The following is a 21749-nucleotide window of genomic DNA, read 5'->3' on the forward strand; positions in this document are numbered from 1 at the left end:
CGGGATGTAGAGAAGCGGGCTCCAGCTCCGACGTACCCATGACACCCGCCGACGAGCGAAGGAAGCAACACCATGAGCAAGGTCACCACCGGCGCCACGATGTCCCTCGACGGCTACATCGCCGGACCGCAGGAGAGCGGCTTCGACCTGCTGTTCCAGTGGTACGGCAACGGCGACGTCGAGATCCCGACGGCCAGCCCCGACGTGCCGCCGCTCCGCGTCTCCGCGGCCAGCGCCGAGGTCGTCACGAAGGAGTGGGGGAACACGGGGGCGCTGGTCGTCGGGCGGCACCTCTACGACATGACGAACGCCTGGGGCGGACGCCACCCGATGGACGTGCCCGTGGTCGTCCTCACGCACCGCCGCCCGGAGGACCGGCCGGAGGACGACGAGAACTTCGTCTTCGTCACCGAGGGCATCGAGGCGGCCGTGGCCAGGGCGAAGGAGCTGGCCGGCGCCAAGGACGTGGTGGTGAACGGCGGGCAGATGGCCCGGCAGTGCCTGGAAGCCGGTCTGCTCGACGAGTTCGGCGTCGCGCTGGTGCCGGTCGTCCTGGGCGACGGGAAGAAGCTCTTCGGTGAACTCGGCACCGCTCCCGTGCAGTTCGACGGCCCCGTGGAGGTCGTCGAAGGCACCGGCGTGACCCACCTGCGCTACCGCGTCAAGAAGTGAGCTGGTGGCGCGCCGGGGGCGGAGGCCGCCGGCCGCCGCCATCCGTCGTTCAGGAAACCGGAGGGACGGTCAACAGGGGTCGGTAGTGGCCGTCCGGGTAGGGCTCGCCGATCGGTCGGCCTTCAGCCTCGATCCAGGCGTGTGCCTCGAACGGGCTGGTCCGCACCCCGGTGCACCAGGTCGGCCACGATCCGCGCGCCCGGCAGAGCAGCGCCGCGGCGATGGAGCGCTGGAGGCACGCCTGCCCCGCGCACCGTTGGCTGACGGCGACGACCGCTCGTCGCGCGGCCGTGGCCTGCTGCGCCGTGGCCGGTTCGGCGCCGCGTCGCGCGTAGCTCAGCACGGCACGCAGCCGTGCGGGCTTCGCCCTGCTGAGGAGACGGGCGACACCGACCGCGACGAGGGGCAGCGCCCTGCGGCGCAAGGGCGGCTTCTCGCGCTCGACCAGCGCGGCGGGGATGCTCACGGGGCGCCCTCCACCAGTCGGGCGGTGCGCAGTTGCCGGACGACGGCCTCGACGTCCCGCCTGGCCTGCTCGGCGGGCAGGCCGTAGCGCTCGGCCATCCGGTGCGCGATCTCGTCGAGGGAATCGCCCGAGGTCAGGCCGGTGATGACCGTGGTGCCCGTGGTGTTCAGCTGCCAGTAACGGCCGGTCCTTTGGTGCAGCAGGACCGTGCCGTCCTCGGTTTCGGCGGTGATGACGTCAGGGTGCAGGCGCATCTTGTCCCCTCGTGGCGGTGCGGAGCCAGGTCTCACAGCCCAGGAGGTGTTCCAGGGCTATGTTCCGGGAGTGGTCGGCCTGGGGCGCGAGCAGCAGGCGGCGCAGCGCGTCGGCGTCGATCAGCCCCCTCTCGACGATCGCGGAGTCGGTGAGGACGTCCAGCACGTTCATGCGGTTCCTGCGCAGCCCGAGGCTCAGGTCGGCGCTGAACTCGCCCTTGGTGGCACGGGCGGTGATCGCCTCGGGGACGATGCCCCGCACGGCCTCGGCGAGCAGCGGCTTGTAGCGCCAGGGGTGGGCCCGCTCCTCCAGCCGGACGGACAGGGCCGCCTCCACGACGCGGTCGTCCAGGTACGGCATGTCCAGCCTGACGCCGGCTCGCTGGAACAACCGGCTGACCTGCGCGTACGCCGGTGCCGTGGTGCGTAGCGCCAGCAGGTACTGGTGCTGCCCCCGGTCGGAGGCGAAGGGGTGGGCCTCTTCCGCCGCCGTCCGGAGCGTGGTGCGGGCGGCGTGCAGGGCCTCACCGGTGACCCAGGGCTGGGCGTGCAGGGACGTGAACCCCCAGCCCAGCGGTGGCAGCCGGCCCTCGGGCGGCGGTGCGGCCAGCCCGTCCGACTGACGCCGCCACCAGTCCGGGAACCCGCTGTTGTCGAGCAGTTGCGCGACGGTGGACTTCAGGTCCCAGCGGCTGAGGGCCAGATGGGCGCGGAGGTGCCGGACGGCGGTGAGCGGACGTCGGCGCAGCAGTGGGTGCAGATATCCGGGGAACTTGTAGAAGAGTTCGTCCCCGCCGTGGCCGGCGATGTGGATCGTGGAGCCGTGCGCGGCGAGCGTACGGGCGGTGTACACGGCCCGGGCGGTCGTCCGGGCGAAGAGATAGGGCTGCTCGGGGTCGCCGTTCAGGTGTGCGTCGGTGAAGACGGGCGGCATGTCGGCCTGCGGAACGACGAGGTGTTCGGCATCGGGCAACTCCCGTATGGCGATCGCCGCGTAGGTGCCGTCGTCGTTGCCCGCTTCGGCCTCCGCCCAGCGGTGCGTGAGGAGGTGGGGCGTGGTCCGGGCGGCGAGGAAGGCCAGCGAGGTGGAGTCGAGCCCGCCCGACAGGTCCGCGCTGAGCCGGCCGTCGGCGGTCCTGTTGCCTGGATTCCTCTTCTCCAGAGCGGAGGTGAGGGAATTCCTGACCTCCGAGGCCCCCTCGGCGAGGGTCCTTTCCGGAGCAGGTGGCTGCCACCATCGCACTTCGCGTGCCGGCCGTCCGCTTTCGAGCAGGAGATAGTGCTCTGGTGGCAGGGAATTGACGCCCAGCCACATACTGCGATCGCGCAGCGGCGAGGGAAGCATTCCGCCGCACGCCACTCTCGTGGCGAGTAGGGAATCGTCGATTTCGGCATTGGTCAGCCGGGCGAGAACGTCGGTGCGGTCGGCGACGACGGTATGGCCGTCGCTCTTCGCCCACGCGACTCTACGGAGGCCGGTGACGCTGCCCTGGACCCGCTGCTGTCGGCCGACCTCGGCGACGAGGTGGAAGCTTCCGGGCAGCTCTGAGGCCAGTCGATTCACCTCGGCAACGGTGCGAATCCGGCGGGTCGACGAGGTCAGTTCGGCGGTGGTGACCGGGCAGAACCCGATCACCACCACCCGCACCGGGCCGACGCTCGCGACCACGATGTCCTCGTCGCCCCACTCCCCGACGATCCACGGCCGCCCCGACGCGTACCGGAGCGTGCGCGGCGCTCGTAGCGCAAGCCCGTCGATAAGGTGGCCGGTACTCGGGGAATCAGGCAGGACGACGAACCCGGTGCGCACTGTTCCGGCCTAGCTGAAGCTCAGGCCGAAGCTGTCCAGCGGCCTGCTCCCGAAGCCGAGGGTGTCCTCCGAGAACTCGCCCACCTCGATGAGGGCGGGCGCCTCGTAAGCCTCCGGCTGAACCTCGGTCACCTGGGGTTCCATGATGATCCTCCATTCGCAGGGTTTGCGATCAACACGAAGCTACGTTTGCTCAAGTGCGTGATCTAGGAGGTTTCCAGTCAGAGTGCCCCTGCGTGAATCCAAGCCGGATTCCGGTGATATCACGGTCCGAGTGATAGCCAACAGAAGTGAAAAGGAGGACTTCATCGAGGTGTTCCGGTCTGTGTGCGGCGGGCGGTGCGGCGCGGGCTTCGCACACCGTCGCTCCGGTCGATGGAGGGGGTGCGATGGGAAATGCCCGGATGTGATATGACCAGAACCGGAAGCCCGTCTTCGAGGTCAACCCGACGGTGTTCCTTTTGTCAGACCGGCCTCATGCATCGCACACGACGCACGCCCCAGCAGGACCCCGTCACGGTCGAGCGCCTGGACGGGCGCGCCGCGGCGCGGGCGGAGGAGGCGTTCAGCCTGGTGTACGCGGAGGCGTTCGCGGAACCGCCGTACGACGAGGGCCCCTCCGACGTCGCCCTGCCCGCCCGCAGCCCCCGCAACGACCCACGTTGGCCGAGCACCGGCACGTTCGTGCACCGCAACCACCGGCGGCCGAATCAGCTCGCGTAGTCGTTTCCGCGGCTCCTCCGGGTCGACGGGCTCGATCTCCACGTCACGGACCTCGACGCGGTCGACGGGTCGCCGGTCTACGATCTCGCGCCGTACTTCCGGGAGATGGGGCCTCGCGGGACCGTACGGCAGCCGGGCTGGCCGGGGGAGATGCTGGCCGAGTACCGGGCCGAACCGGCGGGCTGAGGCGCAGCCGTCGAGGGCGGTCCGGGTCACCGGGAGGCTCGCACGGTGACCCGTCGGCCGTCGTCGTTCAGTCGAGCTGGCCGACCAAGTAGTCGCCCGCCGGCTGGCGGGTGATGACGTTCAGTCGGTTCGCCGCGTTCAGGAACGCGATTGCGAACACCAGGCTGGTCAGCTGTGCCTCGTCGAAGTGTTCGGCCGCGCGGGACCAGATCGGGTCGCTCACGCCGCCGGCGCCGTCGGCGACGCGGGTGCCCGCCTCCGCCAGTTCCAGTGCGGCGCGCTCAGCGTCGGTGAAGACGCTGGCCTCCCGCCACGTCGCGACGAGGTGCAGGCGCGTCGGGGTCTCGCCCGCGGCGGTGGCCTCCTTGGAGTGGAGGTCGACGCAGACGCCGCAGCCGTTGATCTGGCCGACGCGCAGCGCCACCAACTCTTGCAGGGCGGGCGGAAGCGTCGACGCCTCCCTCAACGCCTGGCCGGCCGACCTGAAGTGCTTGAGGGTCTTGTTGCTGCCCGGGGCGGTGAAGAGGTCCAGCCGTGAGTCCATGGAGTGCTCCTTCGTCGGATGGCTACACCTCTGTGACGACACGGCCCGGGCCTTTGTGACAGTGCTTGCGTGCTCTCCGTCCTCCGGCTCAGCCCTCGGGGTAGAAGACGAACAGCGTGCAGCCCGTCGTCGTCTGCGGGACGTGCGAGGAGCCGGCGGGGGCGTGGATGAAGGAGCCCGCGGGGTAGTCGCGGTGGCCGTCGTTGAAGACGCCGGATACGACGAAGACCTCCTCGGGGCCGGGGTCGTGGACGTCGATGCCCTCCCAGCGGCTGCCGGGGGCCATCTCCAGCACCTGCGCCGACGCGCCGCCGTCGCCGCGCCACAGTGGGCGCTGCCGGATGCCGGGGAAGAGCTCGCGCACGGGCGCGTCCCCGACGGTGGACCACACGTATCCAGGCATGTCCGGGCCGGTTCCGGCCATCCTTGAGGTCGGTGTGGTGAGCGCCGTCTCGTCGGCGCGTGAGTGTTCCGTGTGGTCGGTCGTCGCCATGGAGATCAGCCTGCCGCCAGCCGCCCCTCCCGCCGAGTGTCAGAAAAGACATCCTGAGGTACTTTCTTGCCGTGCACCGTGTAGCCGCCCTCGTCCATCCGCCCCAGTCGACCTTCGAACTCGCCTGCACCGCAGAAGTTTTCGGGATCGTACGGTCCGGACTCCCGACCCGGTACGCCTTCGAGGTGTGCACCGAGCACCCCGGACCGGTCCCCACCTGCGCCGGTTACGACATGCTCGTCACGGTCGGCCTCGACGCGCTGGACCGGGTGGACACCGTGGTCGTGCCGGGCTGGCTGCCCACCTCCGAGCCGCCGTCGGAGCCGGTCGTCCGGGCCCTGCGCCGGGCGCACGCGCGCGGCGCCCGCATCGTCAGCATCTGCTCCGGCGCCTTCGCGCTCGCGCACGCCGGGCTGTTGGACGGGCGGCGGGCCACCGTCCACTGGGAGCACGCGGCGGAATTCGCCGCGCGCTTCCCGGCCGTCCGCCTCGACCCGGACGTGCTGTACATGGACCACGGCGACGTGGCCACCAGCGCGGGCGCCAGCGCCGGCGTCGACCTGTGCCTGCACCTCGTACGGGAGGACCAAGGAGCCCGGTACGCCGCGTACGTCGCACGGAACATGGTGATGCCGCCCCACCGCGAGGGTGGGCAGCTCCAGTACGCGGCGCCGCAGGACCCCGTGCAGATCGACGGCTCGCTCGCTCCGCTGCTGGGGTGGGCCGCCGAACGGCTCGGCGAGGCCGTTGACCTCGATGCGATGGCCGCGCACGCGGGAGTATCGCAGCGCACGCTCGCGCGACGGTTCGCCGAGCAGCTGGGCACCAGTCCGGGGCAGTGGCTCCTGGGGCAGCGGATCGCCGCGGCCCGGGAGTTGCTGGAGGGCTCCGACCTGCCGTTGGACGCCGTCGCCCGACGCGTCGGGCTGTCCTCGGCCACCAACCTCCGCCGACGGTTCCTCAACTCGCTCGGCACCACGCCCGGCGCCTACCGCCGAGCGTTCCGCGCCGACGGCGCCCGACGAGCGCGGGAGGTCAGCCAGAGCGCGGCGGCCGACGGGGCTTGAAGTAGCCGCCCGGGGTGACGCCCGTCTCGCGCCGGAACGCTGCGACGAACGCGCTCACCGTCTCGTAGCCGACGGCCCGCGCCACCCGGTTCAGGGGTTCGCCCGCGGCCAGCGCCGGCAGGGCCGCGTTCAGCCGGGCCAGCCGGCGCCAGCGGCCGAACGGCATGCCGGTCTCGGCGAGGAAGAGCCGGGCGAGCGTACGGCCCGATGCGCCGACGTGCCGGCCCCAGACGGCGAGCGTACGGGGCGATGCCGGGTCGTCGAGGAGCGCGCGGGCGACCTCGGCGGCGCGCGGATCGGTCGGCAGCGGGGTGTCGAGGGTGGTCACCGGCACCGGTTCGAGCAGGGCGAGGAGGAGCGCTTCGCCGTGCGCGCGGCTTTCGGCGTGGATGCGCCGTCCGCCGGCCTCGTTCTCGTCCACGTTCACGTAGTGGATCAACTCCGCGACCAGCGGGGTGACCTCGACCGGCTGGGGCACGGCCCACGGCCCGGCTGCCCCTTCCACCTCCGTGCGCGGCGTCGCGTCCAGATAGAGCGACGTCATCGTGCTGTGGCTCGCCGCGACCACCTCGTGCGGCACTTCGGCGGGGATCCACAGCGCGCGGGTCGTCGGCAGCACCCAGGCGCGGCCCTGCGCGTGCACGGTGAGCGTGCCGCGGGAGGCCCACGCCAACTGGTGCGCCCGGTGGGTGTGTCGACCGAACCGCGTGCCCGCGGGCATCGGGAACGTACCGATGACGACGAGCCCGGCGCCGCGTTCGCCGTGTCCGCTTCTCGACATGACGTGGAAGCGTACGGCCTTCAAGACGGCCGCGCCGGTCCCTAGCGTGGTCGTCATGAACAAGAACCACGAACTGTGCGCGACCCCCGAGTGGGCCGCCTTCCTCCAGGGCGACGTGTTACCGGTCGCCGTCGCCCGCGCCGACCTCGGGCGGGAGCTGCTCGAAGTCGGGCCCGGGCCCGGCGCGGCCACCGAGTGGCTGCGCACCAGGGTCGAACGGCTGGTGGCCGTCGAACTCGAAGACGAGGCCGCGGCGCTGCTGACCGAGCGCTACGCGGGCACCAACGTGGAGATCCGCCAGGGCAGCGGCGCCGCGCTGGAGTTCGCGGACGGGTCCTTCGACTCGGCGGCGTCCTTCACGATGCTGCACCACGTGCCGACGGTCGCCCTCCAGAACCGGCTGCTGGCGGAGATCCTGCGGGTGCTGCGGCCGGGCGGCGTGCTCGTCGGCGCGGACAGCCTGCCCAGTCACGAGCTGCACGAGTTCCACGAGGGCGACGTGTACAACCCGCTGGAGCCGGCCGCGTTCCTCGTCCGGCTCCAGACGCTGGGGTACGTCGACATCACGCTGCGCGTGAGCGACGGCCTCACCTTCTCCGCGCACAAGCCCAAGCTCCACCCCGAGCGCGAGGGGCTTTAAGGCCCTGGGCCTTGTCCGCAAGTCCCGCGAGGCCCCGTGCTGCGGTGTGGCGTTTGCGGCCCGTCTGTGGCTGTGCCCGCAGTTCCGCCCCCTGTGCCCTGCGGGCACGGGGGCCCCAGCGCCCCTTGACCCTCGTCCCGCAGGTAGGCGACGGGGGTAGCGAATCAGGTGGCGCTGGGGGTACCACCACGCCCTTCGGGCGTAGGGGGGCGGAACTGCGCGAACAGCCCACCACCGGGCCGCGGAGACCAATGCTCCCTCAGGGAAACGGCGGCCACGTCAAGAGGCGCAGGAACGCGCGCGGGACTTTGCGGACACGACCTAGGAAGCTCAGCGTCCCTCGCTGGGCGGCTCGTTCGGTCACTCGGACTGCGCCACCGCCTCGGGCATGCGGTCCCGTGGGGCCGGGACGCCGCCTTTTGTCTGCTCGACATCTGCTGCGTCCGCCCCATCCGTCGCGTCCGCCCCGCCCTCCTCGTACGCGTACTGGCGCGACTGCACCAGGTACATCCGGCGGAACGTGCCGGCCGGGCCCCGTGCCATCAGCTCCGCGAACGAGCCGTTCTCGACGACCCGGCCGCCCTCCAGCACGTAGATCTCGTCGGCGTGCCGGACGCTGTGCAGCCGGTGGGTGATGAGCACCACCGTCTGGCCCTCCGCCGCCAGCGCGCGGATCTGGTCGAAGATCCGCTGCTCCGCCTCCGCGTCCAGCGCGCTCGTCGGCTCGTCCACGACCATGATCCGGGCGTCCCGGTGGCGGGCCCGGGCGATGCCCAGGCGCTGCCACTGGCCGCCGGAGATCTGGTGGCCGCCGCGGTAGCCGCGGGCCAGCAGGGTGTCCCAGCCGCGGGGGAGGGACGTCACGGTCTCGTCCGCCCCCGCGTACGCCGCTGCCGCGTCCAACAGGCCGTCGTCGCAGGGCGCGTCGGGGCGGCCGATGGCGACGTTCACCCGGGCGGTGAAGGGCCAGCGGAAGAAGTCCTGCGCCACCACCGCGACCCGGTCGAACAGCTCGGCCCGGTCCGCCTCCGTCGCGTCCACGTCGTCCCACATCACCCGGCCCGCGTCGGGCGCGTACAGACCGCACAGCAGCTTCGCGAGCGTGGACTTGCCGCTGCCGTTGTTGCCGACGAGGGCGATGATGCGGCCGGTGGGGATGGTGACGTTCACCCCGTCCAGCGCGGGCGTCCCGTGGTCGCCGGGGTAGGTGAAGGTGACGTCCTCGAAGCGGATGGCGCGCACGTCGGTCGGGAGCGGCCGGCCCGTCGCCGGGATGAGCCGGCGGTCCGCCTCCGCGCACAGCGTGCCGAGGTCGGAGACGAACAGGCTCTCCTCGTAGAGGTAGTTCAACTGGACGACCAGCGCGTCCAGGTTGGACGAGCCGGTGCGGATGGCGATGACCGCGGTGCCGGCCACCGCCAGATCCATCGCCCCGGTCCACAGCAGCGCGCCGAGGGTGGCGTACGTGGCGGCCGTCGCCAGCCCCGTCCAGCCGGAGGCGATCAGTCCGGTACGGGCGGCGAGGCGGGCCAGCCGGGTCTGTTCCCGCTCGCCCGTCTCGGCCATCATCCGGAAGTGCCGCAGCAGGAACGGGCCGATGTTGTGGACCCGGACCTCCGGCGCCGCCTGCGCGTCGATGAGGAGCCGGCCGATGAGCTGGCCGGCGCGGGCGTGCTGCACCCAGGTGTGGAAGGAGACGTAGCGGCGGCGGGCGATCGTCAGCGAACTCCACGCGCTGGGCAGCGTCATCAGGGCGAGCAGCGGCAGCAGCGCCGGGTGCAGGACCGTGAGCACCCCGGCCGCGGCGACCAGCGAGATGCCGGCGTTCACCACCGACGTACAGAACCTGATCATCCGGCGGGCCGACTCCGCGCCCCACTGCGCCGAGTCCAGCAGCTTGTGGAACTGTTCGTCCTCCACCGCCGCCAACTCCACCCGGGCGACCCGCTCCAGGTACTCCTCGGTCGCCACCCGGAACACCTTGGGCTCCAGCCGGCCCGTACCGGCCGTGGACGCGGACCTCAGCAACGCGCCGACGAGCGCGGCGAACGCCACGACGACCAGGCCGGGCAGCGCCGAGTGCAGCCGGTCCCCGGTGGAGCCGCCGGCCAGCAGGTGGACGAGGACTTCGTTGACCGCGACGAGGCCGACGGCCTGCGCGATGCCGCTGCCCAACTCCGCGCCGGCGACCTGGCGCAGGGCGCGCGGGTCTGCGCGGTGGGCCAGTCGGATGGTGGTGGCGACGAGCCCCGGCAGTCGGGCGACCATGGCGCGCAGGCCAAGGGCGAGGAACGAGCCGTCGTGCGTGCTCCAGCCCGCTTCGTAGCGCAGGGGGCCGCCGAAGAGGAGCCGCTCCGACTCCGACACCTCTTCCTCCGGCACCTCTTCCTTCTCTTGTTGTGAGTGCTGTTGGGCTTCTCGGGGGTCCGGTACTTCCTTCGCTCCTTCCGCTGCGGCCTTCGTGGTCCGTGTCGCTCCGGTGTTCCGGTGAGTCATACGAGCCACCCCGTCTCGCTAGTGCGTACGCCCGGCACGGGCCACACTGCTCGCCCGCCGGAAGCCGTACGGGAGAAAGCGCCGTTTTAGCCCGGGGACGGGGGAGGGTGTGCGATAGGGAACGGGCCGCGGGCGCACGGCACTCCGTACGGTGCTCAGCCCACCATCCGCACCGGGCCCGACTCCCACGACGTGCGTCGCACCAGCAACACGGCCACGTCGTCGTACCCGGGGTGCGTCGAGCCGTTCGCCGTTCGGCCGCTCGACACCAGGCCGTCGGCCAGCGCCTCCAGATCGCCCTGCCGGTCCGTGCCGCCGTGCTGCGGCCGGGTCATCCACTGCGACAGCGTGGCCGACACCGCCGCCACGGCCTCGTCGTAGGGCCGGTCCGGGGTGTCCACCAGGCCGTCCGTGTACAGCAGCAGCGCGGCGCCCGGCCGGAGCTGGGCATGGAAGACGGGGTACCGGTCGGTGGGCGCGTAACCGAGCGGGAGCGCCCCGGGGGTCGGCAACTCGCGTACGGTGCCGTCCGGTTCGGCCTGGAGCGGGCTCGGGTGGCCGGCCCGTACGATCTGGAGGTGGCCGGCGCGCGGCGACACGTCCACGATGCAGCAGGTCGCGAAGCGGTCGGTGTCCAGGCCCCACAGGGTGTGGTTGCCGCGGGCCATCAGGTGCTCGGCGCGGTAGCCGTCGTACGCGTGCGCCCGCAGCGCCGTGCGCAGCTGCCCCATCACCCCGGCCGCCTGCGCGCTGTGGCCCTCGACGTCACCGATGACCAGCGAAGCCCCGCCGTCCTCGCGCGGCAGCAGGTCGAACCAGTCGCCGCCGACCTGCATGCCCTCGGCGGCCGGCAGGTAGCGGGCGGCGATCTCGAAGCCGGGGAGCCGGGGCAGCGCCCGCGGCATCATCAGCTCCTGGAGCTCGGTCATCCGCCGCCGGAACAGGTCCGACAGCCGGGAGCGGCCCAGCGACTGACTGAGGATGCCGGCGATCGCGGCGGTGATGATCTGGTCGTCGTGGGTGAAGTGCCGCGGCCGGCCGTACGAGATCAGGCAGGTGCCGACCGTGCCGTCCGCGGAGGTCAGCGGCAGGAAGACGAACGCGCCGTGGCTCTCGGTGGGCCGCAGCCGTGGATCGGGGAAGCGCTCCAGATACTCCTCGCGGGAGCCGAAGAAGAGCGGATGGCCGGCGCGCAGCGCCTCCGACATGGGGTTGTTCGCCACCGTTCCGATCACCCGGAGCCGGCTCATGGTGGTCTCCGGGTAGCCGGCGGCGCCCGCGAGCAGCAGCCGGCCCTCGTGCTCGATGTGGATGGCGAGGGCGTTCGCGCCGAGCTCCGGCAGGACCGTCTCCGTCATGGTGTCGAGCACGTCCTCGGTGGAGAGCGCGGAGGCGAAGGAGTTGGTGACCTTGAGGACGAACTCCCGGCGGGCCTCGCGGCGCGACACCCTCTCGCGCTGTGCGGTGCAGTCCCAGACGACGCCGACCATCAGGGCCGGGGTGCCGTCGGGCGCGTACTCGATGCTGCCCTTGGACTCCAGCCAGTGGACCGAGCCGTCCACCGGCCGCACCACCCGGTGGACGGCGTGGTGCTCGCCCTCGCGCTTGCTCTTCTCGATGGTGGCCCGGAGCTTTTCCAGGTCGTCGGGGTGGACGGCGCCGAGGAAGGTGGAGACGAGGGAGTCGAAGCGGTCGGGCTCGAAGCCGAAGAGGCGGATGGTGCGCTCGTCGGCGACGACGACGCCGGAGGGGATGTCCCACTCGAAGGAGCCGATGTTGCCGCTGGACATGGCCAGCTCCAGACGGGTGCGGTGGCTCTGGCTGCGGTGCTGGAACTCCTGGAACGCGGCGTCGGTGGTGGTGCTGCTCTCGACGGCGGTCGCGGTCTCGGGGGGTGGGTCGGGGGCCGGCCCGGCGGCGCCTTCGTGCACCAGCAGGTGTTCCAGGCGGTGTGCGCACACCTCCGTGACCATGGTCAGCAGCCGGTGGTCGGCGGGCGCCAGCTCGCCCGGTCGGTCGTACTGGATCACCAGCCCGCCCAGGCACCGGTCGTCGACCAGGAGCGGCATGACCACGAAGTGCACTTCCTCGCGGAGCCCCGCCAGGTCCGGATAGCGCTCCACCAGGTCGTCCGAGACGCCGTAGACGGGGCGCCGCTCGCGCACGGCGACGGCGAGCGGCAGCGAGGAGTCCGGCGCGATCGCCGGGAAGCGCCGAAGGACCTCCTCGTTGGTGCCGAGGTGGCCGGCGAGCCGGAGCCAGCCGTCCTCGTCGCCGACGAAGACGGAGCCGCCGTACGCGCCGATGCCGACGAGGCCCGCTTCCAGCGCGGCGGCCAGCAGGCTCTGCGGGTCCTGGCTGCTCAGCAGCCGGATGACGGCCTCGCTCAGGCCGACGGCGACCCCGGCGGTCTCCCCGACGTCCCCGGCTGCCATCGAGCACCTCCTCACGGGGCCGAAGGCCGGGGGCTGCGCAGCCCCCTCACCCTCACCGACCAGTCTCCCCGGGGACCGCAGTCCCCGCCCGTCCCCGCTGACCTACCCGGGTGCCTCCCCGGCGCCTACCCGGCTGAGCAAAGAGTGGTAAAAGATATTTTTCTTATGTTTAAAGGTGAAATCAGACTTTTGACCCTCCTTTGTGGGCGGACCAACGGGAACCCTTGAGGCAGACCCGCCCCCGTCCCCCAGAGGAAGCAGCCGGCCGTGCCCCCCACCCCCACCGCGCTCCCCGAGGCGCGCCCGCTGGACACCGCCCTCGTCACCTCCCTGGTCGAGGACGCGACCCTGGCGCCGTCCATGCACAACGCCCAGCCCTGGACCTTCCGCTACGCCGCCGCGACCCGCACCTTCCGGATTCGGGTCGACCGCAGCCGCTCCATGCCGCAGTCGGACCCCGACGGCCGGGCCATGTACATCGGCTGCGCCGCCGCCGTCTTCAACCTGCGGGTGGCCGCGGTGCACGCGGGCTGGGACCCGGTCACCCGGCTGCTGCCCGACCGCGCGGACCAGGACCTACTGGCCGAGGTCGAGCTGGTGCGCCGTCCCCCCGAGTCGTACGACGAACTCGCCGAACTCCACCCCGCGCTCCACCGCCGCCACACCAGCCGCGCGCCCTTCCGCGACGAGCGGATCGAGGACTCCCTCCTCGACGTCCTGCGCCGGGCCGCGCTCCTCGAAGGCGCCCGGCTCGCCTTCCCCGACGCCTTCCACCGCAAGACCATCCTCGAACTCAGCGGTGAGGCGATGAACCGCGAACTCGCCGAACCGGCGCACCGCGAGGAGACGGCCCGCTGGACGGAGGGCCCGGGCCACGAGGGCGTCGGCGACGAAGGCATCCCGCGGTACGCCTTCGGCCCGCGCAGCCGGGCGGGCGGCGCGCCGATGCGGGACTTCGAGGCCCCGGACGACACGTACGTCCGGGGCTGGGCGGTCTTCGAGGAGTCCCCCCAACTGGCCTTGCTCGGCACGGCCTTCGACCGCCCCGTGGACTGGCTGCGGGCCGGTCAGGCGATGGAACGGGTCCTGCTGGAGGCGACGCTCGACGGCCTGGCGACGTCGGTCGCCTCGCAGGCGCTGGAGTGGAGCGACCTGCGATGGGCGATCCGGGACCCGGCGACGGCGATGGGCCACGTCCACATGGTGATCCGCCTCGGCTACGGCCCGTTGGGCCCTTCGACCCACCGCCGCGCGGTGGGGGACGTCCTCGACTTCGACTGAGCCTGAGCCTGCGACTCGGCCTCCGCCGGAGCCTCCGCCCGACGCCTTTGAGCGCTGGCGGCCGGGTCCTTGAGGCCCGTCACCGTGGGTGCCTGTGTGGGATTGTGTGACAGACGTTCAGCAGGAGCGTCGGGGGCGACGGAACGTGCGAGGTGCTGGGTGAACGCAAGCGGGGGGACGGGCGGTTCGGGACCGTCCGACGACGAGTGGGACCGCTTCCTCAAGGAGTCCGTGGAGGGGACGGCGAACGCGCCCCGGGAGCCGTCCGCGCGGTCCCGGATCGTGGCGCGGCGGCTGCGTGAAGAACCCGAGCCGCCGGCCCCGTGGCGCGCCCACGCCCCGGCCCGGCCGAAGCCGAAGAAGAAGCGCTGGCTCGCGGTGGCCCTGGTCGTCGCGCTCGGCCTGTTCGTGGTCGCGCTGCTCTCCGGGCGGGTGGCCGACTGGTTCGGCTCGGACGGCACGGGCGGGCAGCCGCTCGCCATGGAGTCCGAGCGGCCGACCGGTGCGCCGCCCCGGGAAGCCGCCGCACGGCCCACGCGCGAGGAGCCGTTCCGGGGGTCGCCCGCCGCGCGTTGGGGCAGCGGCACGGCCGGGATCACGATGCCCGCAGCCAAGGCCACCGGGTGGATGAACCAGACGCAGGTGCAGCAGGCGCTGCACCAGACGCGGGACTTCCTCGCCGCGTCCAACCTCGACCCCGCCGTGCTGCGCGGCGAACGGCCCACCCGGGCCATCGCGCTGGTGAACCCCCATCAAAAGGACGTCCAGGACTTCCTGTCGACCTCTTTCGCCGCTCCGGACGACGAGAACGACCCGCTGTTGCTCTTCAGCCGCTTCGACGGGCGCGCCCGCCTCGTCGGGGACGACGTCAGGACCCGGGGGCGCATCAGCTACGCGGCCGGCAAGGACGGGGCGCTGCGCGTGACGACCGACGTCACCTACGTCTATCCCGTCACCCCGGCGAGCGGCGGCGACGAGGTCACCCGGACCATCGTGCGGCGCGAGGTCGTGCTGGACTGGAACGACCCCAAGAAGGTGATCACCGAGCCGGGGACCTTCTCCCTCGTCTCGTACTCCCTCGACATGACCAACGGCGGCTGCGGCCCCACCACCGGCTATCTGACCCCGCAGTTCGCGGCGGAGCGGTCGATCGAGCAGGGGAGCGGCCCCGAAGTGGACCCGTACGACCGCAGCACGTCCATCCCCGAGCGGACGCGGAACTCCCGGGACGAGGAGTGCGCGACCGCGACGCGGTCGTGAGCGACGGTCACTGCCGGGGTCGGCGGCGCGCGGTCGTGAGCGACGTTCGCGGAGTGGAGCGGCGGCGGCGCGCCCGCGTCGCTCACTTCGCTTCCGCGTAACTCATTTCGCGTCCGCGTAGCACCGCACCACCCCCACCGTCAGGGGGAACCTCACCGGCGTCTCGCCGAAGGCGACCTGGCCCGCCAGCTCCGCCGCCTCCGCGATCGCCCGGGCCACCGCGTCCGTCTCGTCCGCCGGGCAGTGGACGATGACCTCGTCGTGTTGGAAGAAGACCAGCTCCGCGCGCATCGACGCGGTCGAGCGGCGCAGCGCCGCGAGGAGCAGCAGGGCCCAGTCCGCCGCGCTGCCCTGGACGACGAAGTTACGGGTGAAGCGGCCACGGGCGCGGGCGTTCGTCGAGGCGTAACCGGGGGTGAAGCCGGCGGCGGAACCGCCGCGCGAAGCACCCGAACCACCCGCGGCGTCCGCTTCGTCCGGCGCCTCCTGCGGGAGGCCCGCCTCGCCGTCGTCGTCGCCCGACCCGGCCGCCGGCGGGCTGGTGCGCCCCAGCCAGGTCCGCACCAGTCGGCCCTCCTCGCCCGCGCGGGCCGCTTCGTCGACGTACGCCACCGCCGCGGGGAAGCGGCGGCGCAGGGCCGCCAGGTTCTTCAGTCCGTCGCCGGACGTCTGGCCGTACACCGCGCCGAGCAGCGCCAGCTTCGCCTGGTCGCGGTCGCCGGAGAACGCCCGGTCGGACAGGGTCGTGTACAGGTCGCCGGGGTGTCCGGCGACGTCCATCAGGCCCGGGTCGCGGGAGATCGCCGCCAGCACCCGCGGCTCCATCTGGTCCACGTCCGCGACCACCAGCCGCCAGCCCTCGTCGGCGACGACCGCGCGCCGGATCACCTTGGGGATCTGGAGCGCGCCGCCGCCGTTCGTCGTCCAGCGGCCGGAGACCGTGCCGCCGGGGACGTACTCCGGGCGGAACCGGCCGTCGCGCACCCAGTCCTGCAGCCAGCTCCAGCCGTGGGCCACCCAGATCCGGTACAGCTTCTTGTACGCGATCAGCGGCGCCACCGCGGGGTGGTCGACCTCCTCCAGCTCCCACCGCCGGGTCGACCGCACCCGGATGCCCGCCGCCGCGAACGCCTTCACCACCTCCGCCGGCAGGTCCGGCCGCACCCGGCGCCCGAACGCCGCCGACACCTCGTCCGCCAGCTCCGCCAGGCGCCGCGGCTCCCCGCCGCCCGCGTACCGCTCGCCCAGCAGCTCGTCCAACACGCCCCGGTGCACGTCCGCCCGCCACGGCAGGCCCGCCCGGTGCAGCTCCGCGGCCACCAGCATCCCGGCGGACTCGGCGGCCGTCAGCAGCCGCATCCGCCCGGGGTGCTCGGCGGCCCCGTGTCTTCGCTGCTGCTCCCCGTACACCTCCAACAGCGACTCCAGCGGCACGGCCACCGGCTCCGGCTCGAACAGCGACGACTGCGCACCGGGCTCGGCGGCCCGCTGCGGCGGATCGGGCGGCACCGGCTGGCGGCGCAGCCGGGCGAGCGCCGCCGCGGCCGAGCGGGGCTCGCCCAGCCGCCCCTCGTGCCCGAGCAGCAGCGCCTCCGCCGCCTCGACGTCGTAACACCGCTCGACGCGGACGCCGGCCGCGAGCAGCCGCGGATACGTCTCGGCCGTGGACCGCCACACCCACCGGCCGACATCCGGCCGCGACCGGACCGCTTCGACGAGGTCGGGCTCCTCGACCACGGGCCCCGCGGGCAGCCCGTCGGGGCGGAGGGGGACGAGCCGCGCCCCGCCCCCCTCCACCGCCGCGACGGCCCACCGTTCAGCCATGCGCCGAGTCTCGCACCCGGGTCTGACAACGCCCGGTGACCTGGCCCGGAACGAGCCCGAGGTCTGACATCGCACGGTGACCTGGCCCGGAACGGACCCCGCGGCCGGCTCCCTCAGGGCAGTTCGCGCACCACCCGCGCCGGGTTCCCCACCGCGAGCACCCCCGCCGGCAGGTCCTTCACCACCACCGACCCCGCCCCGACGACCGTGTTCTCCCCGATCGTCACGCCCGGGCAGACGACGACCCCGCTGCCGAGCCAGACGTTGTCCCCGATCATGATCGGCTCGCCCCGCTCCCAGCCCTCCCGCCGCCGCTCGTGGTCCATCTCGTGGTTCGGGGTCACCAACTGCACGTTCGGCCCGATCTGGACGTCCGAACCGATGGTGATCGGCGCCGCGTCCAGGAAGACCGCGTTCACGTTCACGAAGACGTTGTCGCCGACGGTGATGTACGTGCCGTAGTCGCACTCGAACGGCGGCCGGATTCGTACGTTCTCGCCCACCGAGCCGAACAGCTCCTTGAGGATCGCCGCCCGGTCTCCCCGCGCGCCCCAGGGGATCGCGTTGTACCGGGCGCACAGCTCGGCGCGGCGCGTGATGTCATCGGCCAGATCCGGATCGCCGGGCAGGTACCAGTCGCCCGCCAGCATCCGGTCCTTGTGCTCGCCCACCTTGCAGCCTCCTGCTCGCAGCGGTCCCCGTCGACCCGCTTAGGATCACCTCCGATCAGCGGACAGATCCAGGGGGTTTCCATGACGTACGCGAACGGGACCGCGCGAAGAATCGCCGGGCTCACCACACTGCCTCTCGCCTTCGCCCTGCTCACTGGCTGCGGCACCGAAGCCGAGCCGTCGGGCAAGGCCGCCCCCTCCAGCGCCCCGAGCGCGAGCGCCGACGCCGCAAACGGCCCCGCCCCCGCGACCGGCCCCGTCCGCAGCGTCGGCGCCAAGGGCAGCCCCTGCGCCCTCCCCCTGACCCTGGACGCCCCCGCCGACTGGAAGGCGGCGCCCGTCAAGCTGGAGGGCGACGTCGCGGCGGCGATCGGCGCCCAGGGCACCGTCACCCTGGCCTGCGAACTCGACGCCCGCCCCAGCGGCGCCACCGGCTTCCTGCGCGTGTGGACCGGCGCGCTGCCGGGCGAGGACCCGCGCGCCGCCCTGGAAGCCTTCGTCGCCGACGTCCCCGACGAGAAGCGCGAGCAGGTCGTCTACCGTGAGGTGAAGGCCGGCGCGCTGCCGGCCGTCGAAGTGACCTACCTCGGCACCAGCAGCATCACCGAGGAGACCGAGAAGGAACGCGCGCTCGCGGTCGGCACGCCCAGCGGCGTCGTCGTCATCGTCGTGGACGCCATGGACGACGCGGAGCACGACGCCGTGCTCCCCGCGTACGAGCGCGCGAAGCAGTCCGTACGCACCACCCAGTGACCCACACCCCCTGACCTCCATGAATCAGCAGACGCCACCGCCACCGCCACCGCCCTCGCCCGTCGACGCGGCCTTCGCGACCGCCCTGTACGCCCGCGCCCCGCGCAAGGGCGTGGACGCCGCGCTCGACACGGCCGCCTCCCTCCTGGCCGCGGCCCCCGCCGCCGCGGCGGACGCCGAGCTGACCCGCCGCGGCGAGGGCTTCCTGCGCGGCGCCTGGGAACGCGGCTGGCAACCCGCCGACGTCGTACGACTCGTCCGCCGCGACCTCGACGACCACCACGTGCGCACCGTCGCCGCCCTCATCAGGTCCGAGGCCGAGCGCTACCCGTCCGCGGCGCTCCCCGCGCGCTGGGCGGCGCAACTCGCCGAGCTGGCGCCGGACGCGGTGCCGCCGTGGCGGGCGCCCGACCGCTTCTCGTACGCCACGGCCGTACTGGAGCTGTACCGCCTGCTGCTGCACCTGCCGTCGATCGAGCCCGTCGGCCCGGTCCCCGGCGAAGCCCCGGCCGCCCCGCGCGGACCGCTGCCCGCGGGCGAGAGCCGCACCCTGACCCGGATACGCGCACTGCTCGCCAAGGCGGAGGCCACCGACTACCCGGAGGAGGCCGAGGCGCTGAGCGCGAAGGCGCAGGAGCTGGCGGCCCGGTACAGCGTCGACCCCGCCGCCCTCGCCGAGCAGGCCGGGGGCGGGGCCGCGCCGGTCGCCTGCCGCATCGGGGTCGATCCGCCGTACGAGACGGCGAAGGCGATCCTCCTCGACGCCGTCGCGGAGGCCAACCGCTGCCGGGCCGTGTGGAGCGACGACTTCGGCTTCTCGACCGTCGTCGGCTTCGCCTCCGACCTCGACGCCGTCGAAGTGCTCTACACCTCGCTCCTGGTCCAGGGCAACGCGGCGATGACCAGGGCCGAAGCGGCGCAGCGCGCCGGGGGCCGCAAGCGTACGAAGACGTTCCGGCAGTCCTTCCTCACCGCCTACGCCGCCCGCGTCGGCGAGCGCCTGACGGCCGCGGCGGCTGCCGTCGCCGCCCCGGACGACCTGCTGCCCGTGCTCGCCACCCGCGAGGTCGCGGTGACGGCCACGACGGAGGCGATGTTCCCGCGCACGACCTCGACCCGGGTGCGCGGCGTCAGCGACGAGGCCGGCTGGACCGAGGGGCGGGCGGCGGCCGACGACGCCCGGGTCGGCCCCGACCGACGACCGCTGAAGTAGGCCGGGGCAGGCCCTCGGCCGCCCCGCGGTCCGGGGCACGCCGACAGGCCCGCTGGTACGATCACCACATGAGTTCCGACATCCACAACTGGTACGCCACGCGGACGCGGTCGACGTTCTGACCCGTGCTGCCGGCCCGTCGTGCCGGCATCGGGGTCCACACGTCCCCTGTACGCCTCTGGATGACGAGGACCTTCACCATGCGCGCACACTCGCGCCCCCTTTTCGTTTTCGTGCACGGCGGTTCCAGCAACGCCCGGGCCTGGGGCCCGCTGCAGAACGAACTGGCCCTGCTCGGACACCTTTCGTACGCCGTCGACCTGCCCGGCCACGGTGACCGCGCCGACAGCCCCGCCGCCTACTACCGACAGCCCCAGGACGCCGCGGCGCTGGCCGCCGCGCCCTCGCCGATGAGTGGCGTCACGCTGCGGGACAACGTGGCCCACGTCGTGGACGCCGTGCGCCGGCTCGCCGACCACGGGCCGGTCGTCCTGGTCGGCAACAGCCTCGGCGGCCTGACCATCAGCGCCGTCGCCAACGCCGTGCCCGACCTGCTCGACCGCGTCGTGTACCTTTCCGCGCTGTGCCTCAGCGACCCGGCCATGCTCACCGAGCCGTGGGACGTGGTGGACGACAACCTGCTGGACGCCGCGGCGGCGCGGATCACCGTGCCGAACCCGCCGGACGCGCCGGACCCGGCCGTGGCCCGGCTGAACTGGCGCAGCGCCCACGCCGACCCGGCCCTGTTCGCCCAGCTGAAGACCGCGATCATGGCCGACGCGACCGACGGCCAGTTCCGCGTGCTGCTGGACTCGATGGACCCGGACGAGAACTACTCGGTGCTGGAGCCGGGGGTCGTGGTGCGGGCCGACGGGTGGGGCCGCGTCCCGCACACGTACGTCCGGCTGTCCGAGGACCGCAGCATCACCCCGGCCGTCCAGGACCACATGATCCGCAAGGCGGACGAGGTGACCCCGGACAACCCGTTCGACGTGCACACCCTGGCCGCCTCGCACGTGGGGTACTTCAGCCGGCCGCAGCTCTTCGCCGGCCTCCTGACCGACCTGGCCTAGTCACACGGGGTTCCCAGTCCCCAGTCCCCGCCGCCGTTCCCGGAACGATCGGCGGCGGGGGTTTCCCGCGGACCACCGAAGCGCGGTTCGTGAGTCCGTCCGGGAACTCCCCGGCGTTACGGTACGACCACTGCAGGGACGGACGAGGACGTACGGTTCCCAGGAGGTCGACGGTGCCCCACCCCCAAGACCAGGCTGAAGAGCAGGACCAGGACCAGGACCAGGACCACGATCAGGGCCAGCACGGAGGTCGGGCCGGAGCCCGGTCGACGACGGCAGCGGCGGCGTCGTCGGTGTCGTCAGTGTCGTCGGAGTGGTATGCGGACGACGCGCTCTGGGTCGACTTCGCGCCCACGATGTTCTCCGACGCCCGGGCCGAGTCCGTCGCCGCGCTCGTCCACGACGCCGCCCTGCTCGACTTCCCGCCCGGCTCGCGCGTCCTCGACCTGTGCTGCGGCCCCGGCCTCTTCGTCGTCCCCCTCGCCCGCAGCGGCCACCGGGTCACCGGCGTCGACCTGAGCGAACCGATGTTGGCCCGGGCCCGCGCCGCCTGCGAGGACGCCGGCGTCAGCGCCGAGCTGCTGCGCGCCGACATGCTGCACCACGTGCGGCCCGGCGCGTACGACGTCGTCCTCAACGTCTTCACCTCCTTCGGCTACTTCGCCGACCCCGCCGACAACCTCCGGGTCCTGCGCAACGCCCGCCGCAGCCTCGCCCCCGGCGGCCGGCTGATCGTCGACGTCATGGGCAAGGAGGTGCTGGCCGGTTGGATCGGCCGCCCCCAGGCCGTCGACCTGCCCGACGGCTCCTACGTCGTCCAGCGCGACACCGTCCTCGACAGCTGGCGCCGGCTGCGCACCGACTGGACCCTGGTGCGCGGCGACACCGCGCGCACCGCCTCCATCCACTCCTTCCTCTACAGCGCCGCCGAACTCCACGACCTGTTCCGCGAGGCCGGCTTCGACGACGTCGAGTGCTACGGGGACTTCGACGGCGGCCCGTACGACCAGCACTCGCGCCGTCTGGTCGTCGTCGGCCGCACGCCCCCCGCCTGACCCCTCCGCACGCCCCCGCCTCGACCTCCCCCACCGCCGCCCGAGGAGACCT

Annotated in this window: 20 protein-coding genes and 1 pseudogene; 10 read left to right on the forward strand and 11 right to left on the reverse strand. The window is 72.9% G+C overall.

The window, feature by feature from the left end:
* Positions 1-72: 72 nt before the first annotated feature.
* Positions 73-672 (forward strand): dihydrofolate reductase family protein, encoded by a 600-nt coding sequence (locus ABZ842_RS35200; protein ID WP_361546583.1) that lies wholly within the window; start codon positions 73-75, stop codon positions 670-672.
* A gap of 49 nt (positions 673-721) precedes the next feature.
* Here the strand turns inward: ABZ842_RS35200 and ABZ842_RS35205 are convergent, their stop codons facing one another.
* Genes ABZ842_RS35205 through ABZ842_RS35220 form a run of 4 tightly spaced genes read right to left on the reverse strand, consistent with a single transcriptional unit; the run spans position 722 to position 3346 of the window.
* The gene (locus ABZ842_RS35205; protein ID WP_361546586.1) at positions 722-1138 is read right to left on the reverse strand and encodes a lasso peptide biosynthesis B2 protein; all 417 of its coding nucleotides are present in this window, start codon (positions 1136-1138) and stop codon (positions 722-724) included.
* Positions 1135-1392 carry a lasso peptide biosynthesis PqqD family chaperone gene (locus ABZ842_RS35210; protein WP_361546589.1) on the reverse strand — a complete coding sequence of 86 codons (258 nt, stop codon included), beginning with the start codon at positions 1390-1392 and terminating at the stop codon, positions 1135-1137. Before ABZ842_RS35210 ends, ABZ842_RS35205 begins: the two co-directional genes overlap by 4 nt.
* Entirely contained in the window at positions 1376-3202 is a 1827-nt protein-coding gene (locus ABZ842_RS35215; protein WP_361546592.1) for a lasso peptide isopeptide bond-forming cyclase, read from the reverse strand. Before ABZ842_RS35215 ends, ABZ842_RS35210 begins: the two co-directional genes overlap by 17 nt.
* A gap of 9 nt (positions 3203-3211) precedes the next feature.
* Positions 3212-3346 (reverse strand): chaxapeptin family lasso peptide, encoded by a 135-nt coding sequence (locus tag ABZ842_RS35220; protein WP_361546595.1) that lies wholly within the window; start codon positions 3344-3346, stop codon positions 3212-3214.
* Positions 3347-3679: 333 nt separating this feature from the next.
* Between ABZ842_RS35220 and ABZ842_RS35225 the strand changes: the two are divergent.
* Positions 3680-4111, forward strand: a pseudogene (locus ABZ842_RS35225) (TrmO family methyltransferase).
* A 67-nt stretch (positions 4112-4178) separates the two neighbouring features.
* On the opposite strand, the gene ABZ842_RS35230 reads toward ABZ842_RS35225, so the two are convergent.
* Entirely contained in the window at positions 4179-4655 is a 477-nt protein-coding gene (locus tag ABZ842_RS35230; RefSeq protein ID WP_361546598.1) for a carboxymuconolactone decarboxylase family protein, read from the reverse strand.
* Positions 4656-4743: 88 nt separating this feature from the next.
* Positions 4744-5079 carry a cupin domain-containing protein gene (locus ABZ842_RS35235; RefSeq protein ID WP_361546675.1) on the reverse strand — a complete coding sequence of 112 codons (336 nt, stop codon included), beginning with the start codon at positions 5077-5079 and terminating at the stop codon, positions 4744-4746.
* 140 nt (positions 5080-5219) lie between these two features.
* Between ABZ842_RS35235 and ABZ842_RS35240 the strand changes: the two genes are divergently transcribed.
* Positions 5220-6215 (forward strand): helix-turn-helix domain-containing protein, encoded by a 996-nt coding sequence (locus ABZ842_RS35240; RefSeq protein WP_361546601.1) that lies wholly within the window; start codon positions 5220-5222, stop codon positions 6213-6215.
* Here the strand turns inward: ABZ842_RS35240 and ABZ842_RS35245 are convergent.
* Positions 6184-7053 carry a helix-turn-helix transcriptional regulator gene (locus ABZ842_RS35245; protein ID WP_361546604.1) on the reverse strand — a complete coding sequence of 290 codons (870 nt, stop codon included), beginning with the start codon at positions 7051-7053 and terminating at the stop codon, positions 6184-6186. The two genes, ABZ842_RS35240 and ABZ842_RS35245, sit on opposite strands and share 32 nt — an antisense overlap.
* Here ABZ842_RS35245 and ABZ842_RS35250 point away from each other — a divergent pair.
* Complete coding sequence (locus ABZ842_RS35250) at positions 7052-7636, forward strand: class I SAM-dependent methyltransferase (RefSeq protein ID WP_361546607.1); 585 nt, start codon at positions 7052-7054, stop codon at positions 7634-7636. The two genes, ABZ842_RS35245 and ABZ842_RS35250, sit on opposite strands and share 2 nt — an antisense overlap.
* 360 nt (positions 7637-7996) lie before the next feature.
* Here ABZ842_RS35250 and ABZ842_RS35255 read toward each other — a convergent pair whose 3' ends face one another.
* Positions 7997-9904, reverse strand: coding sequence for an ABC transporter ATP-binding protein (locus tag ABZ842_RS35255; RefSeq protein WP_361546678.1), 1908 nt, complete (start codon positions 9902-9904; stop codon positions 7997-7999).
* 383 nt (positions 9905-10287) lie between these two features.
* Positions 10288-12567 carry a SpoIIE family protein phosphatase gene (locus tag ABZ842_RS35260; RefSeq protein WP_361546610.1) on the reverse strand — a complete coding sequence of 760 codons (2280 nt, stop codon included), beginning with the start codon at positions 12565-12567 and terminating at the stop codon, positions 10288-10290.
* Between the two features lie 267 nt (positions 12568-12834).
* On the opposite strand from ABZ842_RS35260, the gene ABZ842_RS35265 reads away from it, so the two are divergent.
* Positions 12835-13848 (forward strand): nitroreductase, encoded by a 1014-nt coding sequence (locus tag ABZ842_RS35265; RefSeq protein WP_361546613.1) that lies wholly within the window; start codon positions 12835-12837, stop codon positions 13846-13848.
* A gap of 159 nt (positions 13849-14007) precedes the next feature.
* The gene (locus tag ABZ842_RS35270; protein ID WP_361546616.1) at positions 14008-15108 is read left to right on the forward strand and encodes a hypothetical protein; all 1101 of its coding nucleotides are present in this window, start codon (positions 14008-14010) and stop codon (positions 15106-15108) included.
* A 102-nt stretch (positions 15109-15210) separates the two neighbouring features.
* On the opposite strand, the gene ABZ842_RS35275 is transcribed toward ABZ842_RS35270, so the two are convergent.
* Positions 15211-16932 carry a bifunctional 3'-5' exonuclease/DNA polymerase gene (locus tag ABZ842_RS35275; RefSeq protein ID WP_361546619.1) on the reverse strand — a complete coding sequence of 574 codons (1722 nt, stop codon included), beginning with the start codon at positions 16930-16932 and terminating at the stop codon, positions 15211-15213.
* A 113-nt stretch (positions 16933-17045) separates the two neighbouring features.
* Positions 17046-17603, reverse strand: coding sequence for a sugar O-acetyltransferase (locus ABZ842_RS35280; RefSeq protein ID WP_361546622.1), 558 nt, complete (start codon positions 17601-17603; stop codon positions 17046-17048).
* A gap of 81 nt (positions 17604-17684) precedes the next feature.
* On the opposite strand from ABZ842_RS35280, the gene ABZ842_RS35285 reads away from it, so the two are divergent.
* The 4 genes from ABZ842_RS35285 (at position 17685) to ABZ842_RS35300 (ending at position 21697) form a co-directional block, all read left to right on the forward strand.
* Entirely contained in the window at positions 17685-18356 is a 672-nt protein-coding gene (locus ABZ842_RS35285) for a lipoprotein (RefSeq protein ID WP_361546625.1), read from the forward strand.
* A 19-nt stretch (positions 18357-18375) separates the two neighbouring features.
* The gene (locus tag ABZ842_RS35290; protein WP_361546627.1) at positions 18376-19569 is read left to right on the forward strand and encodes a DUF2786 domain-containing protein; all 1194 of its coding nucleotides are present in this window, start codon (positions 18376-18378) and stop codon (positions 19567-19569) included.
* A 200-nt stretch (positions 19570-19769) separates the two neighbouring features.
* Positions 19770-20642: an alpha/beta hydrolase gene (locus tag ABZ842_RS35295; protein ID WP_361546630.1), complete on the forward strand. Its 873-nt coding sequence runs from the start codon at positions 19770-19772 to the stop codon at positions 20640-20642.
* Between the two features lie 356 nt (positions 20643-20998).
* Positions 20999-21697 carry a methyltransferase domain-containing protein gene (locus ABZ842_RS35300; RefSeq protein ID WP_361546681.1) on the forward strand — a complete coding sequence of 233 codons (699 nt, stop codon included), beginning with the start codon at positions 20999-21001 and terminating at the stop codon, positions 21695-21697.
* The last annotated feature ends 52 nt before the right edge of the window (positions 21698-21749 follow it).

The sequence above is a fragment of the Streptomyces sp. NPDC047315 genome, assembly GCF_040643215.1.
Taxonomy (GTDB): Bacteria; Actinomycetota; Actinomycetes; order Streptomycetales; family Streptomycetaceae; genus Streptomyces.

Coding starts and splice junctions, on each gene's coding strand:
- ABZ842_RS35220 (WP_361546595.1), bottom strand. CDS start 3,346: ATGGAACCCCAGGTGACCGAGGTTCAGCCGGAGGCTTACGAGGCGCCC.
- ABZ842_RS35230 (WP_361546598.1), bottom strand. CDS start 4,655: ATGGACTCACGGCTGGACCTCTTCACCGCCCCGGGCAGCAACAAGACC.
- ABZ842_RS35245 (WP_361546604.1), bottom strand. CDS start 7,053: ATGACGACCACGCTAGGGACCGGCGCGGCCGTCTTGAAGGCCGTACGC.
- ABZ842_RS35260 (WP_361546610.1), bottom strand. CDS start 12,567: ATGGCAGCCGGGGACGTCGGGGAGACCGCCGGGGTCGCCGTCGGCCTG.
- ABZ842_RS35255 (WP_361546678.1), bottom strand. CDS start 9,904: ATGGTCGCCCGACTGCCGGGGCTCGTCGCCACCACCATCCGACTGGCC.
- ABZ842_RS35235 (WP_361546675.1), bottom strand. CDS start 5,079: ATGGCCGGAACCGGCCCGGACATGCCTGGATACGTGTGGTCCACCGTC.
- ABZ842_RS35200 (WP_361546583.1), top strand. CDS start 73: ATGAGCAAGGTCACCACCGGCGCCACGATGTCCCTCGACGGCTACATC.
- ABZ842_RS35210 (WP_361546589.1), bottom strand. CDS start 1,392: ATGCGCCTGCACCCTGACGTCATCACCGCCGAAACCGAGGACGGCACG.
- ABZ842_RS35290 (WP_361546627.1), top strand. CDS start 18,376: ATGAATCAGCAGACGCCACCGCCACCGCCACCGCCCTCGCCCGTCGAC.
- ABZ842_RS35285 (WP_361546625.1), top strand. CDS start 17,685: ATGACGTACGCGAACGGGACCGCGCGAAGAATCGCCGGGCTCACCACA.
- ABZ842_RS35300 (WP_361546681.1), top strand. CDS start 20,999: ATGTTCTCCGACGCCCGGGCCGAGTCCGTCGCCGCGCTCGTCCACGAC.
- ABZ842_RS35250 (WP_361546607.1), top strand. CDS start 7,052: ATGAACAAGAACCACGAACTGTGCGCGACCCCCGAGTGGGCCGCCTTC.
- ABZ842_RS35275 (WP_361546619.1), bottom strand. CDS start 16,932: ATGGCTGAACGGTGGGCCGTCGCGGCGGTGGAGGGGGGCGGGGCGCGG.
- ABZ842_RS35295 (WP_361546630.1), top strand. CDS start 19,770: ATGCGCGCACACTCGCGCCCCCTTTTCGTTTTCGTGCACGGCGGTTCC.